Source organism: Herbaspirillum autotrophicum (assembly GCF_001189915.1).
In the GTDB taxonomy this organism is placed as follows: domain Bacteria; phylum Pseudomonadota; class Gammaproteobacteria; order Burkholderiales; family Burkholderiaceae_D; genus Herbaspirillum; species Herbaspirillum autotrophicum.
Genome location: NZ_LFLS01000006.1, coordinates 62,259 through 78,295, shown reverse-complemented (window position 1 = coordinate 78,295; position 16,037 = coordinate 62,259). Strand labels below are relative to the sequence as shown.

Annotated in this window: 12 protein-coding genes; all 12 read right to left on the bottom strand. The window is 57.1% G+C overall.

Features of this window, described 5'->3' with window-relative positions:
* Positions 1-48 precede the first annotated feature (48 nt).
* A complete protein-coding gene (locus AKL27_RS06635) occupies positions 49-987 on the bottom strand; it encodes a flagellar brake protein (RefSeq protein WP_050462013.1) in 939 nt (312 codons plus the stop codon).
* A 3-nt stretch (positions 988-990) separates the two neighbouring features.
* Positions 991-3,021: an ATP-dependent DNA helicase gene (locus tag AKL27_RS06630; protein ID WP_050462012.1), complete on the bottom strand. Its 2,031-nt coding sequence runs from the start codon at positions 3,019-3,021 to the stop codon at positions 991-993.
* Between the two features lie 149 nt (positions 3,022-3,170).
* The gene (locus AKL27_RS06625) at positions 3,171-3,377 is read right to left on the bottom strand and encodes a YdcH family protein (protein WP_083438905.1); all 207 of its coding nucleotides are present in this window, start codon (positions 3,375-3,377) and stop codon (positions 3,171-3,173) included.
* 152 nt (positions 3,378-3,529) lie between these two features.
* Positions 3,530-4,309 carry a hypothetical protein gene (locus AKL27_RS06620; protein ID WP_157056823.1) on the bottom strand — a complete coding sequence of 260 codons (780 nt, stop codon included), beginning with the start codon at positions 4,307-4,309 and terminating at the stop codon, positions 3,530-3,532.
* A gap of 16 nt (positions 4,310-4,325) precedes the next feature.
* Positions 4,326-5,423 carry a cell division protein ZapE gene (zapE, locus tag AKL27_RS06615; RefSeq protein ID WP_050462009.1) on the bottom strand — a complete coding sequence of 366 codons (1,098 nt, stop codon included), beginning with the start codon at positions 5,421-5,423 and terminating at the stop codon, positions 4,326-4,328.
* A gap of 128 nt (positions 5,424-5,551) precedes the next feature.
* Positions 5,552-6,979 (bottom strand): dihydrolipoyl dehydrogenase, encoded by a 1,428-nt coding sequence (gene lpdA / locus AKL27_RS06610; protein ID WP_050462008.1) that lies wholly within the window; start codon positions 6,977-6,979, stop codon positions 5,552-5,554.
* A 111-nt stretch (positions 6,980-7,090) separates the two neighbouring features.
* Entirely contained in the window at positions 7,091-8,338 is a 1,248-nt protein-coding gene (odhB, locus tag AKL27_RS06605; RefSeq protein ID WP_050462007.1) for a 2-oxoglutarate dehydrogenase complex dihydrolipoyllysine-residue succinyltransferase, read from the bottom strand.
* Between the two features lie 88 nt (positions 8,339-8,426).
* Positions 8,427-11,291 (bottom strand): 2-oxoglutarate dehydrogenase E1 component, encoded by a 2,865-nt coding sequence (locus AKL27_RS06600; protein ID WP_050462006.1) that lies wholly within the window; start codon positions 11,289-11,291, stop codon positions 8,427-8,429.
* Positions 11,292-11,755: 464 nt separating this feature from the next.
* The gene (gene gltA, locus AKL27_RS06595; RefSeq protein WP_050462005.1) at positions 11,756-13,060 is read right to left on the bottom strand and encodes a citrate synthase; all 1,305 of its coding nucleotides are present in this window, start codon (positions 13,058-13,060) and stop codon (positions 11,756-11,758) included.
* A 107-nt stretch (positions 13,061-13,167) separates the two neighbouring features.
* Positions 13,168-13,437 carry an FAD assembly factor SdhE gene (locus tag AKL27_RS06590; protein WP_050462004.1) on the bottom strand — a complete coding sequence of 90 codons (270 nt, stop codon included), beginning with the start codon at positions 13,435-13,437 and terminating at the stop codon, positions 13,168-13,170.
* 98 nt (positions 13,438-13,535) lie between these two features.
* Complete coding sequence (locus AKL27_RS06585; protein WP_050462003.1) at positions 13,536-14,246, bottom strand: succinate dehydrogenase iron-sulfur subunit; 711 nt, start codon at positions 14,244-14,246, stop codon at positions 13,536-13,538.
* An 11-nt stretch (positions 14,247-14,257) separates the two neighbouring features.
* Complete coding sequence (gene sdhA / locus AKL27_RS06580; protein ID WP_050462002.1) at positions 14,258-16,036, bottom strand: succinate dehydrogenase flavoprotein subunit; 1,779 nt, start codon at positions 16,034-16,036, stop codon at positions 14,258-14,260.
* Position 16,037 lies beyond the last annotated feature (1 nt).

Sequence of the window (16,037 nt, the reverse complement as noted above, 5' to 3'; positions counted from 1 at the left end):
CGCCATTTTACCCGAAGCTGCACCCGAGAAATACGCTATCAAGCGTCCTCAGTCCTGCTCGGAAACGGTCTGAAAAATGAAGGCTGACAGAACCAGATGTTCTTGCGGCGTAAGGCCGGTGAATTCCAAACCGTAACGCACAGTGCCGGCCTCGGCGTTACCTTCGGTAGCACGCACCACCACCGCCAGATCCAGGTTGTGATCCTCATTGGCGGCATGCAGGCGAAACCGCAGGCGGCCAATGGCATCCTTGGCGAATGCCGCCCGGGTGCCAATGCCTGATACACCGCCGACACTGATATCCGTCACTTCGATGGCAAACGGATCAATGCCCGCCACATCGGCAGCACCGGTCAGAAATGCAGACAACGTCACATCCACCCGCACATCGCGACGAATGACCGTGCACCGCACGTCTTTCGGCACGGACAAATGCAGATAGTGATGGGGAGACTGCTGATATTTGAGGAGTTTGGTGCCGAAAGCGTAGGCCCGGCGTCCCGCCAGTGAACGTACGATAAAGGCTTCGCCTTCGCGCAGATACACCAGCTTGCCGTCTTTCACCGGCGCCGTCACCAGAATGCTCTTGCCGCTGATGCTGCCAATCAGATTGACGCCATAGCGCACCGCCGGGCTGAGTTCGGGCTGCAGCCACAAGACATCGCCCATGCGCCAGCGGACATCGGCGATATCGACCACGCTTTCCTTGCCGTAGGCGGCCGGTGCACGCCGCCGTTTGCCGGCAGCCTGACGCAAGACATCCATCGATTGCGGCAACGGCACCGATTCGGTATCCGGTTCGCTGATCCATTTGCCATTGCGATACAAGCCGAACTTGATCAAACCTTCAAGCTGGCCCTGGGTATCGATCACCGTGCCACGCGCCAGCAACAATTCGCCGGCCTCGTTATAAATCGGCCACGGCGCAGCTTGCCCCAGCGCCAGTTCAGAGGCGCGCACCGGCACCAGTGAAGTTGACGAACTCATGACTTACTCCACGGCAATCGCCGGCGATTCCGGCGACGGCGCTGTGTGCTGACGGGCAAAAAATTCCTGCACGGCAGCGATATCACGGGTCCGTTTGAACGGCGGCAGGCTTTGCCAGATGCGACGACCGTATCCTTTCGAAATCAGACGCGGATCGCAGATCATCAGCACGCCGCTGTCGGTCTCGTCGCGAATCAGACGGCCGGCACCCTGCTTCAGATTGATGATGGTTTCCGGCAATTGATGATGCATGAAACCGTTCAAGCCCTTCTTTTCCAGTTCCGCGATGCGCGCTGCCAGCACCGGATCGTCGGGCGGCGCAAACGGCAGCTTGTCGATGATCACCAGCGACAAGGCTTCACCGCGCACGTCGACACCTTCCCAGAAACTCTGGCTGCCGATCAGGACGCCATTGCCGGCGGCACGAAAACGATCCAGCAATTCGGTACGGCCGGCTTCGCCCTGCACCATCAGTGGAAATGGCAGATTGCGCGCCTCGAATTCGGCGCGCAGCCGCTCGGCCGCACGATTGACGGCGCGGATCGTGGTGCACAACAAGAAAGTACGGCCACCGGCCGCTTCGATGGCCGGCAAGGCGGCATCGATGACGGCGTCGGTGTATTCGAAGGAATTCGGCTGCGGCAGACTGTCCGGCACATACAGCAAGCCCTGTTGTTCGTAATTGAACGGGCTCGGCCACGACTGCGCCGGCTCATCCCGCAATCCCATCTGCGAGGTGTAATGCTGAAAATCGTTTTTCACTGCCAGCGTCGCCGAGGTAAAAATCCAGGCCCGGGGCACGCCTTCGCGTTGCTTGTTGAAGATCGGCGCAATCGATAACGGCGTCCGGTGCAATTGCAGCGAGTTCGAAAATGCCTCGACCCACAGCACATAAAACTGACCGCCATCGGCTTTGTCATCCTTGCCGTTCCAGCTCGCCAGTTGCTGCGCCAGCTCGAGTGCCCGGGTACGGCATTGTTCCAGTGTTTCCGCCCGTTCCGCCTGCGTTTGCAGGGTCAGAATCATCTCGTCGAGTGCATCGCGCATGGTATCGAGCGCCGGGAAAAATACACTGGATGGCGCAATCTGATGCACTGCCAGACGCACGATATCTTCCGGAAACGCCAGCCGCAAATCGCGTGCAGCACGCTCCACCGGCGACACCAGCTTGGCCCAGTCGGCACCATCGCGGGCATGTGACAGCCCCTCGGCCAGCACATCGCGGCACAACTCCAGCACTTGCGAAGTGGAAATGGTATCGCCGAAAAACAAGGTCGCCACTTCCGGCAATTGGTGCGCTTCATCGAAAATGACGGTATTGGCCGATGGCAGCAATTCCGCGACGCCACTATCCTTGAGCGCCACATCGGCAAAAAACAGATGGTGATTGACCACCACCACATCGGCCTGCTGCGCTTCCTTGCGCGCCTTCATCACGAAGCAATCCTGATAGTACTGACATTCGGCACCGAAGCAGGTATCCCGGGTCGAGGTCACCAGATTCCAGATCGGCGCCGTTTCCGGGACTTTCGATAACTCTGCCTTGTCGCCTGACGACGTGGTTTTCATGAAGCGCGAGATTTCGCGCAGATAACCGACATCATCGCGGGAGGTCATGCGTCCGTTCTGCAGCGTGCGCTCCAGATGGAAGTGGCAGACGTAATTGGAGCGCCCTTTGAGCAACGCAATCGATACCGGCGCATTGAGCGCTTTGCGTACCGTCGGGATATCGCGCAAAAAGAGTTGGTCCTGCAAATTCTTGGTGCCGGTAGATACGATCACCTTGCCACCCCACAACAGGGCGGGCACCAGATAGGCAAAGGTCTTGCCGGTACCGGTACCGGCTTCGGCGATCAGCGTGGTCTGGCCGGCAATGGCCTCGGCGATGGCTTTAGCCATCTGGGTCTGGGCGTGGCGCGGACGATAATTGCCGACTGCGCCGCCGAGCGGGCCGCCGGCGCCGAACAGGCGATCCAGCTCGGCATCATGGATACCATATGAATCGGGAACAACGGTATCTGTGGTCGAGCTCACTGACTAATGCCTGTAGATGAATTGAAAATGAAAATGCGGTAAAAAAACAAACAGAACCGGCACCGGTGCACTACTGCGCCAAGGGCTGCCGGATCAGCACCCGCCGGTATGCGACACCCATGGCGCGGCGCCGGACAATGGCCGCAGTATCAGGCGGGAATATCAGGTATCAGCTGCATTTTCAGCAGCATGATATGGTCTTTCAGTTGCAACTTGCGCTTCTTCAGACGGCGCAACTGCAACTCTTCATGGCGCACTTCGTGCGACAAAATGTCAATCACGGCATCCAGATCGCGGTGCTCCACTTCCAGTTCGATGATACGGCGTTGTATATCTTCGCGATGCGTCATTGTCATGATAGCTCTGTTACAAGTACGGGATTATCTGCGAACCGCCAGCGCCGGCCGGCGAGCGCAAAACACTGACGACAGTGTAATCCACCTGCCGCAGGTCAACAATCAAATCACGCCCAGACAAACCTGGTTGATTGCCGGCAATCACTGCCTGCTTACCTGGCAGTACCGGGCGCGGGTGCTGCCGCCGGCGGCGTTACTGCGGCCGGCGCCTGTTTGGCGGCCCGCTCACGCTCTTTCTCGGCTTTTTTCTGCTCTACCTCAAGGCGATGCGCCTCGGCTTCCTTCACCTTGGCCTTGTAGGCCGCCTCATTGGCCGCCCGTTCGGGCGCCTTGGCGGCCTCTTCGGCACGCCGCGCCCGCACTTCGGCTTCGTGTTGTTTGACCCGATAGTCGCCCTTGCCTGCCGTTTGTGCTTCGCGCTCCTGCACTTCTTTGGCCTTGGCCTGGCTTTCCGCTACTTTCTTCTGAGCGGCAGCCGCCTTTTCCTGCTGCTCCTGCGCCCGTCGCTTGGCATCCGCCTGATCGACCGTACGCTGTTCGGCCAGCGCCTTGTCACGTTCATCGGCCTGATGCTGGCGTTTGAACAGATTGGCCTCCATTTCGACCTGACGAATCTGCTTCAATTCGACGCGCCGCACATCGGTCGCGTCTTCCAGACAGGAAGAAACAAAGAACCGCTTGTAACAGCGGCGTTGCTCATCTTCATACGCCATTTCAACCGCTTGCCGCGCCTGCGTCGTCGCCGTCAGCGCTTCATCGGCCGACTCTACCGTATAGGCAGTGCCGGGCGGGAAGCGTTCGATCAGCGCCTTGCTGGTCACGGTCATTTGCGCCGACACCGACTGCACCGCGCATACCGCCGCCATTACCGCAATGCGGCTGAGCAGACGTACGCCCCGGCGGCGCTTTACATCAGAAAAAAAAGATTGCATGTAATCCTGTCCATGTTCAAGCAAGCTTGTCGGCGGCGAGACGCCGTTCCGAGTCCATATATTCTTTCGACTGCATTTCAATGATACGTGAAACCGTGCGGTGAAATTCATTTGCCAGCATGCCTTCGGTGTACAACTCTTCCGGCTCGACCTCGGCTGACATCACCAATTTCACCTTGTGATCGTAAAACACGTCAATCAGCCAGGTAAAACGGCGTGCTTCCGACGACATTGCGGCCGACATGCGTGGAATACCCGACAGGATAACAGTTTGAAAACGGCTGGCGATTTCCAGATAGTCATTTTGCGAGCGCGGACCACCGCACAATGTCGCAAAATCAAACCAGATGGCGGTACCGGCACGGCGCAAGGCATGAATTTCACGTGCCTCAATATGCACCCGCGGCTCTTCATCCGCAGTTTCCGCGACACTGGCGAAAGCATTGCGCAATTCGCTGTCAGTCTTGGCACCCAGCGGCGTATGGTAAATCCTGACCTGTTCCAGCGCGCGCTTGCGGTAATCAACGCCGGCGTCAATATTCATTACATCCAGCCGGTCTTTGAGCAATTGAATGGTCGGCATCATGCGATCACGATGCAAACCATCCGGATACAGGTTGTCGGGCAGATAATTCGACGTCATCACGAATGACACCCCGCTGTCGAACAATCCTTTGAGCAGATTGTAGAGAATCATGGCATCGGCAATATCCGACACATGGAATTCATCGAAGCAGATCAGCCGATACTTGCGGGCAATCCGACGCGCCACTTCATCGAGCGGATCGGCAATACCCTTGAGTTCATCCAGCTGGCGATGGACGTCACGCATGAATTCATGAAAGTGCACGCGCGTCTTGCGCACTACCGGCACCACCGAATAGAAGCTGTCCATCAGGAACGATTTGCCACGTCCCACGCCACCCCACATATAGACGCCGCGCGGTACGTCCGGGCGGTTGATCAGGCGCTTGAAGGTACTGGAACGCTGGGCCTTGAACGTCACCCATTCTTCATACGCGCGCTGCAGGCGATCAATCGCACGCTGCTGCGCTTCATCAGACTTGAAGCCGCGCTCGCTCAGCGCATGATCATAAAATTCGCGGACATCCATGATTGTTTTATCCCTGTCTGCGCCTCAGGCGCAGCCTTGCTACCAGCAAATACAAGCAAAATGGGCGAGCCAGGCTCGCCCATTCATTCCATCAAACCATCACTATGCTGCAGTGCTGCGATGTTGCATCAGAAGTTGAGCGCACGCTTGTCAACTGCCAGCGCCGCTTCTTTGGTTGCTTCAGACAGCGACGGGTGAGCATGGCAGATACGCGCGATGTCTTCGGCCGAAGCACGGAATTCCATTGCTACCACGGCTTCCGAAATCAGTTCGGACGCAACCGGACCAACGATATGCACGCCGAGAATTTCGTCGGTCTTGGCATCGGCCAGGAACTTGACCATACCGGAAGTATCGCCCAATGCACGGGCACGACCATTCGCCAGGAACGGGAACGTACCGGCCTTGTAAGCAATGCCGTCCGCCTTCAGTTGCTGTTCGGTCTTGCCAACCCATGCAATTTCCGGCGAGGTGTAGATGACCCACGGAATCGTATTGAAATTGACGTGACCGTGCTGACCGGCGATACGCTCGGCAACCGCCACGCCTTCTTCTTCGGCCTTGTGCGCCAGCATCGGGCCGCGCACCACGTCACCGACTGCCCACACGTTTGGCAGGTTGGTCTTGCAATCGCCATCGACCGCGATAAAGCCGCGCTCATCCAGCTTGAGGCCGATGGTTTCGGCATTCAGACCGGTAGTATTCGGCGTGCGGCCGATCGATACGATCAGCTTGTCGAACACGGCCTTGTGCTCGGTGCCCTTGTCGTCGACATAGGTCACTGCCACATCTTTCTTGCCCGCCTTGATGTCGCCGATCTTGACGCCCAGATTGATCGACAAGCCTTGCTTCACCAGCAGCTTGTGGGCTTCTTTGGCGATCTGCTCATCCACTGCGCCGAGGAACGTCGGCAATGCTTCCAGCACGGTCACTTCGGAACCGAGACGACGCCAGACGCTGCCCATTTCCAGACCGATCACGCCGGCACCGATAACGCCGAGTTTCTTCGGCACTTCGGTAATCGCCAGCGCGCCGGTGTTCGACAGAATCAGGTTTTCATCGAATGCCGCACCCGGCAATGCGCGGGCATTGGAACCAGTGGCAACGATGATGTGCTTGCCGGTAATCGACTCTTCGGCAGCGCCGCTGACCTTGATTTCATAACCGTTGGCATCGCCCTTGACGAACGCGCCGCGACCATGGAAAAACGTCACTTTGTTTTTCTTGAACAGGTACAGGATGCCGTCGTTGTTCTGCTTGACGACGGTATTCTTGCGACCCAGCATTTGCGCCAGATTCAGGCTCAGGCCCTTGACTTCGATACCGTGTTCGGCGAACGCATGCGAAGCATGATCGTAATGCTCGGACGATTGCAGCAATGCCTTCGATGGAATGCAGCCGACGTTGGTGCAGGTACCACCCGGTGCCGGACCGCCCTTTTCGTTTTTCCACTCGTCGACGCAAGCGGTGCTGAAACCAAGTTGGGCAGCGCGGATCGCCGCGATATAACCGCCAGGACCGCCGCCGATAACGACCACGTCAAAATTCTTGCTCATGATTTTTTCCTAATTTGTGCCGCGCACCCGGTGCGCGCGCAAAATGCAAAAAGGCGCAGGATGGTCAGGGGACGATTGCGCCCCATGCGTCTCCTGCGCCCTGCGGTCCGATTAGAGGTCCAGCAACAGGCGGGCCGGATCTTCCAGCGCGTCCTTGATGGCAACCAGACTCAACACTGCTTCGCGACCATCGATGATGCGGTGATCGTAGGACAGTGCAAAGTAGTTCATCGGACGTACCACGACCTGACCGTTTTCAACCACGGCGCGATCCTTGGTGGCATGAATACCCAGAATTGCCGATTGCGGCGGGTTGATGATCGGTGTCGACAGCATCGAACCGAAAGTGCCGCCGTTGGAAACGGTGAAGGTACCGCCGGTCATTTCTTCGATCGACAACTTGCCGTCCTTGGCCTTTTGACCGAATTCGACAATCTTCTTTTCGATATCGGCAATCGACATTTGATCCGCATCACGCAACACCGGCACCACCAGACCACGTGGCGAACCGACGGCGACGCCGACGTCGAAGTAACCGTGGTAGACGATATCGTTGCCGTCAACCGACGCATTCACAATCGGGTACTTCTTCAATGCGGCAACCACTGCCTTGACGAAGAACGACATGAAGCCCAGCTTGACGCCATGCTCTTTCTCGAATTTGTCTTTGTACTTGTTGCGCAGGTCGATGACCGGCTGCATGTTGATTTCATTGAAGGTCGTCAGAATCGCGTTGGTTGCCTGCGATTGCAGCAGACGCTCGGCCACGCGTGCGCGCAGACGGCTCATCGGCACGCGCTCTTCAGGGCGGTTTTCCAGGCTTGGCTTGCCCGGTGCAGCAACTGCCTGCAATGCCGGCTTGGCAGCGGCTGCCGGAGCTGGTGCAGCCTTCGGTGCGCTCAACGCACCCAGCACATCGCCCTTGGTGACGCGACCATCTTTACCAGTACCTGCAACTTGCGCGGTCGACATGTTGTTGTCGGCCAGCAGCTTGGCAGCAGCAGGCATGGCGACGTTGGATTTGTCGGCCAGTTCAGGAGCAGCAACCGGAGTCGGCTCATTGGTTTGTTGCGGTGCTGGTGCAGCCTTGACTTCCAGCGGGCTGACCTGGGCCGAGGCGTCGGTATCGAGAATCGCGATCACTTCGCCGGCCACCACGGTGGCGCCGTCAGCGCGGATGATTTGTACGATCACGCCACTGTCAGGGGCGGGCAATTCCAGTACCACTTTGTCAGTTTCAACGTCGATCAGGTTTTCATCGCGTGTAACTGCTTCGCCCACTTTTTTGTGCCACTGCAACAGGGTTGCTTCAGCAACGGATTCTGATAATTGCGGGACTTTTACTTCGATTTGTGCCATGTAACTCTCCGATTCGGTTTATTCGCTTGTAGCATCGGCGCGCAATGCCCCAGCACTGCGCGCCTGACAGCTGATTATATGAGCCTGATTATTTGGTCAGGACAAAGCCCTTGAGCTTGGAAAATGCGGTGTCGATCAGCGCTTTTTGTTGCGCATAGTGCTTGTCGTAGTAACCGACAGCTGGCGATGCGCTGGCTGGACGACCTGCATAAGCAAGCTTTTGACCGTCAGTCAGGTTTTCAAAAATGTTGTGCTGAATCTGCAGCCATGCACCCTGGTTTTGCGGCTCATCTTGCGCCCAGACCAATTCCGAGAAATTCGGGAATTGCTTGAGCGCAGCAGCAAACGCCTTGTGCGGGAACGGATACAACTGTTCCAGACGAATGATGGCGGTATCGTTCTGACCACGTTCCTTGCGGGCGTTGACCAGGTCGTAATACACCTTGCCGGAGCAGGCTACCACGCGCTTGACCTTCTTCGGATCGATCTTGTCATCCTGTTCCGGGATGACAGTCTGGAACGAACCCTTGGCCAGATCGGACAACGGCGAACCGGCATCCTTGTTACGCAGCAACGACTTCGGTGTCATGATGATCAGCGGCTTGCGGAACAGGCGAATCATCTGACGACGCAGCAGATGGAAAATCTGCGCTGCAGTGGTTGGCTGGACGACTTGCATGTTGTTGTCTGCGCACAGTTGCAGATAACGCTCCAGACGTGCCGACGAGTGCTCCGGACCCTGGCCTTCGTAACCGTGCGGCAGCATCAGCACCAGACCCGAAGCGCGACCCCACTTCACTTCGCCGGAGCTGATGAATTGGTCGATCACGACTTGCGCGCCGTTGGCGAAGTCACCGAACTGAGCTTCCCAGATGGTCAGCGTGTTCGGCTCTGCAGTCGAATAACCGTACTCGAAACCGAGCACTGCTTCTTCCGACAACACCGAGTCAATCACGGTGAATGGCGATTGGGTTTCGGCCACGTTTTGCAGCGGAATGTAAGTACCTGCATCCCAACGTTCACGGTTCTGATCATGCAACACGGCATGACGGTGAACAAAGGTACCGCGGCCGGCATCCTGACCGGTCAGGCGGATGGCGTAACCGGAGGCGACCAGCGAAGCGTAGGCCAGATGTTCGCCCATGCCCCAGTCCAGATTCAGTTCGCCGCGACCCATGGTAGCGCGGTCATTGATGACCTTCTCTACCAGTGCGTGCGCCTTGAAGCCTTCCGGAATCGTGGTGATGCGGGTTGCCAGACGCTTCAGTTCAGCCAGCGGCACTGCGGTATCGGCAGCGTCAGTCCACTTGCGGTTGAGGAATGGCAGCCAGTCGACCGCGTACTTGCTCTTGAAGTTGGTGATGACCGGATCAACAGTATGCTTGCCGGCGTCCATCGCATCGCGATAGGCCTTGACCATGGCGTCGCCGCCTTCGGCCGGGATCGTGCCTTGTGCCGACAGCTTGTCAGCGTACAGACGGCGGGTACCAGGATGTTGTGCGATCTTCTTGTACATCAGCGGCTGTGTCAGCGCCGGTGTATCTTGCTCGTTGTGACCCAGCTTGCGGAAGCAGATGATATCAACCACGATATCCTTCTTGAACTGCATGCGGTAGTCGACAGCGATCTGGGTTGCGAATACGACGGCTTCCGGATCATCGCCGTTGACGTGCAGCACCGGTGCTTCAATCATCTTGACCACGTCCGAGCAGTACAGCGTGGAACGGGAATCGCGCGGATCGGAAGTAGTGAAACCGATCTGGTTGTTGATAACGATGTGCACCGTGCCGCCAGTACCGTAACCACGGGTCTGCGCCAGATTCAGCGTTTCCATGACCACGCCCTGACCGGCGAACGCGGCATCGCCGTGCACCAGAATCGGCAGCACTTGCGAACCATCCTTGTCGCCGCGGCGATCCATACGCGCCTTGACCGAACCTTCAACCACCGGGTTGACGATTTCCAGGTGGGACGGATTGAATGCCAGGGACAAGTGAACCGGACCGCCCGGAGTGCTGATGTCGGACGAGAAACCTTGGTGATACTTGACGTCGCCGGCTGGCAAATCGTCAGCGTGATGACCTTCGAACTCGGAGAACAGTTCTTGCGGAGTCTTGCCCAGCGTGTTGACCAGCACGTTCAGACGACCGCGGTGGGCCATGCCGATGACGATTTCCTGCACGCCCTTTTCGCCGGCGCGCTGGATGGTTTCGTCGAGCGAGGCGATGAAGCTTTCGCCGCCTTCCAGCGAGAAACGCTTTTGACCAACGTACTTGGTGTGGAGGTAGCGCTCCAGACCTTCCGCCGCAGTCAGGCGGTCGAGAATATGCTTTTTCTTTTCCGACGAGAAATTCGGCACCGCGCGGGTCGGTTCCAGACGTTCCTGCATCCAGCGCACTTCTGCCGGATCGCTGATGTACATGAACTCGGCGCCGATCGACCGGCAGTAGGTTTCGCGCAGCGCATTGAGCAGATCGCGCAGCGATGCTGTTTCCTGGCCGAAATAGGTATTGCTGATGTTGAACACGATGTCCATGTCGGCATCGCTGAAACCGTAAAAGCTTGGTTCCAGTTCAGGAATGCTTGGACGCTCCTGACGTTGCAGCGGATCCAGATTGGCGAAGCGCGAACCAAGATCGCGATAGCTGGCGATCAATTGGGTGGCGGCGACGCGTTTGCGGCCCATTTCAGTGTCGGCGGATGCCACCACGGTGCGGATCGGGCCTTGTTTGGCGCGTTCTGCAAAGGAGGCAATGACGGGCGCGTGGGCGACGTCAGGACGATTGGAGCCATCGGCAGCAGGCACGTGTTGTACCGCGTCGAAATAAGCACGCCAATTGTCAGAAACAGAACCGGGGTTGTTGAGATACGCTTCGTACAATTCTTCCAAGTACGGCGCATTGCTACCAAAAAGGTAGGAATTCGAGTTGTATTGCTCGTAAAGTTGCGTCATGTCTTGCTCACCTGTCTTCGCGTTTCGCGAGATTAGCGGGTTAATCTAACCTTCCGCGACACGGCCTGACCGGTTAGCGGATTGCACATCAAGTTGTGGGGAAGGACCATGTCTACCTGAAAAATATTATTTATCCAGCCAGCATAGCCGCGATTATAGCCGTATATCCATAATAAATTTAGGGAATCGCTGTTTTTTTGATTTGTTGATGCCTTGCCATCTTGTGCGCCGCTCTGCAACATTCGGCAACACACATATAACATCCACCTTCCCGCTTCAAATGGCACGCAACACCACGCACACGCAGCAAACCACACCGTCTCCGGACATCCGCCGGCGCGCAACAACTGCCGCCCGGCGTGATGCAAAACGGACATAAAAAACGATCTGGGCACCGAAGTGAACAGATCGTTTTTGGGAACAAACAGCGTCAGTTGCCCTGCCGCTTGTTCATGACTTGCTAATCAGCCGCGCTTGTCGATGGCAACAACGTCACGCTTTGGCGAACCGACGAACAATTGACGTGGACGACCGATTTTTTGCTCTGGATCGGAAATCATTTCATTCCATTGCGCAATCCAGCCGACGGTGCGCGCCATTGCGAAGATGCAGGTGAACATCGAAGTCGGGATGCCCAGTGCACGTTGCACGATACCGGAGTAGAAGTCGACGTTCGGATACAGCTTGCGGGACACGAAGTAGTCGTCTTCCAGCGCAATCTTTTCCAATGCCATTGCCAGCTTGAACAATGGATCGTCATGCAGACCGAGTTCGTTCAGCACTTCGTAGCAGGTTTCACGCATCAGCTTGGCGCGTGGATCGTAGTTCTTGTAGACGCGGTGACCGAAGCCCATCAGCTTGACGCCGGAGTTCTTGTCCTTGACCTGCTTGATGAACTCAGGAATCTTGTCGACCGAACCGATCTGTTCCAGCATCGTCAATGCAGCTTCATTGGCGCCGCCGTGAGCAGGACCCCACAGGCAGGCAATACCGGCTGCGATACATGCAAACGGATTGGCGCCCGACGAGCCGGCCAGACGCACGGTCGAAGTCGATGCATTTTGCTCGTGATCGGCATGCAGGATCAGAATGCGGTCCAGCGCGCGGACCAGCACTTCGTTGACCTTGTACTCTTCGCACGGATTGGCGAACATCATGCGCATGAAATTGGCGCTGTACGACAGGTCGTTGCGCGGATACACGAACGGCTGACCGATGTTGTACTTGTATGCCATCGCCACCAGCGTCGGCAGCTTGGCAATCATGCGGATCGCCGACACGTCACGGTGCACCGGATTGCTGATGTCCAGCGAGTCATGATAGAACGCCGACAACGCGCCGACCGAACCGGTCAGTACGGCCATCGGATGGGCGTCACGACGGAAACCGCGGAAGAAGAAGTTCATCTGCTCGTGGACCATGGTGTGCTGGGTCACGGTGCCGACGAAGTCTTCCTTTTGCTTTGCATTCGGCAGTTCGCCGTGCAACAGCAGGTAGCAGGTTTCCAGGAAGTCGCAATTGACCGCCAGTTGTTCGATCGGGTAGCCGCGGTACAGCAGCTCGCCCTTGTCGCCGTCGATATAGGTGATCGAGGAATTGCACGCGGCAGTCGACATGAAGCCCGGGTCATACGTGAACTTGCCGGTAGCACCATACAACTTGCGGATATCGATGACGTCCGGGCCAATGGTGCCCTTGTAGACCGGGAAATCCAGGGATGGAGTACCGTCGGAAAACGACAAGGTCGCTTTTATATCGGAGGTGGGCATAGCTATTCCTTCAGCTGAGATGATGAATCGTTAAACAAAAATCGCAAACCAACCGCTTAAAGTACACAACACGGGTTGCGTTTGAACAAATGCTGACCGAAGCGTGATCAGGCAATACGCAATTTTTTCAGCAAGGCGTGGACTTGAGGCAAGTCTACTGCTGCTTCAGGTTCTTTGCGGACAAGGAGCAAATCCATCAGGTCATTGTCCGGCAAATCCATCAGGCGCGAGAACGCATCGACCTCATCGTCCGTCATGGCGGCTTCATTGGCATCGAGGAAGCGCGTCAGGATCAGATCGTTTTCCAGCAAACCACGACGCGCACGCCAGCGCAGGCGGGCTCGTTTAGCCGGATCGTCTTGATGGTTCAGGGACATGGATTCAATTCACTTCTACAAGATACAGACTTGAAAATCACTGCCCGCCAGCTGGCAGGCAGACGGCGGGAGCACCGGGCTCCCGCGCAGGATACGGCTTAAATCGCGCGCCGCACCATCAGTTCCTTGATCTTGCCGATGGCCTTGTTGGGGTTCAGACCCTTAGGGCAGACATCGACGCAGTTCATGATCGAACGGCAACGGAACAAACGATATGGGTCTTCCAGATTGTCGAGACGGTCACCGGTGGCTTCGTCGCGGCTGTCGGCGATGAAGCGGTAGGCTTGCAACAAACCGGCCGGACCGACGAACTTGTCCGGATTCCACCAGAACGACGGGCACGATGTCGAGCAGCAGGCGCACAGAATGCACTCGTACAGACCATCGAGCTCTTCGCGCTGTTCGGGCGATTGCAGACGCTCTTTTTCAGGCGGAATGTTGTTATTGATCAGGTATGGCTTGACTGAATCATACTGCTTGAAGAAGTTGGTCATGTCCACGATCAGATCGCGGATCACCGGCAAACCTGGCAACGGCTTGAGTACGATAGGCTCGCTCAGTTCGTTGAGGTTGGTGGTGCATGCCAGACCGTTCTTGCCGTTGATGTTCATGGCGTCGGAACCGCACACGCCTTCACGGCACGAGCGACGCAGCGCCAGTGAATCATCAACGTCGGACTTGATGCGCTGCAAGGCATCCAGCAACATCTTGTCGGTTGGCTTGAGCTCAACGGTCAGATCCTGCATGTACGGCTTGTCGTCCTTGTCCGGATCGTAGCGATAAATTTTGAATTTCAGGGTACGTGTCATCATCTGACCTCTTAGAAAGTACGTGCTTTAGGTTTAAACGTTTCGACAGTCAGCGGCTTCATGTTGACCGGCTTGTAGTCGAGACGATTCCCCTCGGAATACCACAATGTGTGCTTGAGCCATTCGACGTCGTCGCGCTGTTCGTAATCGCGATGTGCGTGCGCGCCGCGCGATTCCTTGCGCGCTGCAGCCGAAGTGATGGTGGCCTTGGCGGTTTCGATCAGGTTGTCCAGTTCCAGTGCTTCTACACGTGCTGTGTTGAAGACCTTGGACTTGTCCTTGAACGAAACATGTTTGCGGCGCTCATCGAGCTCCATGATTTCCTTGTAGCCCTGTTGCAGCAATTCGTCGGTACGGAACACGCCGCAGTAGTGCTGCATGGTGGCGCGGATCGTGTTGGCCACGTCCTGCACGCGCTCGGAACCGGTGCTGTTTTCCAGACGTGCCAGACGCTCCATCGCGAAATCGGTAGCATCGGCCGGCAACGGCTTGTGGCTGCGATCCTGCAACTTGCTTTCGACAATGTGATTGCCGGCAGCACGACCGAACACCACCAGATCCAGCAGCGAATTGGTACCGAGACGATTGGCGCCGTGCACCGATACACAAGCACATTCGCCGATGGCGTACATGCCCTGCACCACTTCTTTTTGCGAACCGTTTTTCGGCGCCACAACCTGGCCATACACGTTGGTCGGAATACCGCCCATTTGATAGTGAATGGTTGGAACGACCGGAATCGGTTCCTTGGTAGCATCGACGTTGGCGAACTTGTGTGCGATTTCCAGAATCGACGGCAGACGTTTCTGAATGGTTTCGGCGCCAATGTGACGCAGATCCAGCAACACGTGATCCTTGTGCGGACCCACGCCACGACCTTCCTTAATTTCCTGATCCATCGAACGCGACACGAAATCGCGTGGCGCCAGATCCTTCAGGGTCGGCGCATAGCGCTCCATGAAACGTTCACCGTTGCTGTTGATCAGGATGCCGCCTTCGCCGCGCACGCCTTCGGTAATCAACACACCGGCACCGGCAACACCGGTCGGGTGGAACTGCCAGAATTCCATATCCTGCAAAGGCAAGCCGGCACGTGCCGCCATCCCCATACCGTCACCGGTATTGATGAAGGCATTGGTCGATGCGGCCCAGATACGACCTGCACCGCCGGTGGCGAACAAGGTAGTCTTGGCTTGCAGCATCATCACTTCGCCGGTTTCCATTTCGAGCGCAACCACGCCCAGAACTTCACCTTCCTGATCGCGGATGATGTCGATTGCCATCCACTCGACAAAGAAATGCGTCTTGGCGCGCACGTTGCGCTGATACAGCGTATGCAGCAGTGCGTGACCGGTACGGTCGGCTGCAGCACAGGCGCGTTGCACCGGCTTTTCGCCGAAGTTGGCAGTATGGCCGCCGAACGGACGCTGATAAATCGTGCCATCGGGATTGCGGTCAAACGGCATGCCGAAGTGTTCCAGCTCGTAAACCGCCTTCGGCGCTTCACGGCACATGAACTCGATGGCATCCTGGTCACCCAGATAGTCCGAACCCTTGACGGTGTCGAACATGTGCCAGTACCAGTTATCTTCCGACATATTGCCGAGCGAGGCACCGATACCGCCCTGCGCGGCAACCGTATGCGAACGGGTCGGGAAAACCTTGGACAACACCGCGACGTTCAGACCAGCTTCAGCCAGTTGCAGCGAAGCACGCATGCCGGAACCGCCGGCGCCGACGATGACCGCATCAAAGCGGCGGGTAGGGATTGTGGATTTGATAGCAGCCACG

Excerpts from the sequence above, each read along its gene's own strand:
- AKL27_RS06635 (WP_050462013.1), bottom strand. The coding sequence starts at position 987 with ATGAGTTCGTCAACTTCACTGGTGCCGGTGCGCGCCTCTGAACTGGCG.
- AKL27_RS06625 (WP_083438905.1), bottom strand. The coding sequence starts at position 3,377 with ATGACAATGACGCATCGCGAAGATATACAACGCCGTATCATCGAACTG.
- AKL27_RS06620 (WP_157056823.1), bottom strand. The coding sequence starts at position 4,309 with ATGCAATCTTTTTTTTCTGATGTAAAGCGCCGCCGGGGCGTACGTCTG.
- zapE (WP_050462009.1), bottom strand. The coding sequence starts at position 5,423 with ATGGATGTCCGCGAATTTTATGATCATGCGCTGAGCGAGCGCGGCTTC.
- lpdA (WP_050462008.1), bottom strand. The coding sequence starts at position 6,979 with ATGAGCAAGAATTTTGACGTGGTCGTTATCGGCGGCGGTCCTGGCGGT.
- odhB (WP_050462007.1), bottom strand. The coding sequence starts at position 8,338 with ATGGCACAAATCGAAGTAAAAGTCCCGCAATTATCAGAATCCGTTGCT.
- AKL27_RS06600 (WP_050462006.1), bottom strand. The coding sequence starts at position 11,291 with ATGACGCAACTTTACGAGCAATACAACTCGAATTCCTACCTTTTTGGT.
- gltA (WP_050462005.1), bottom strand. The coding sequence starts at position 13,060 with ATGCCCACCTCCGATATAAAAGCGACCTTGTCGTTTTCCGACGGTACT.
- AKL27_RS06590 (WP_050462004.1), bottom strand. The coding sequence starts at position 13,437 with ATGTCCCTGAACCATCAAGACGATCCGGCTAAACGAGCCCGCCTGCGC.
- AKL27_RS06585 (WP_050462003.1), bottom strand. The coding sequence starts at position 14,246 with ATGACACGTACCCTGAAATTCAAAATTTATCGCTACGATCCGGACAAG.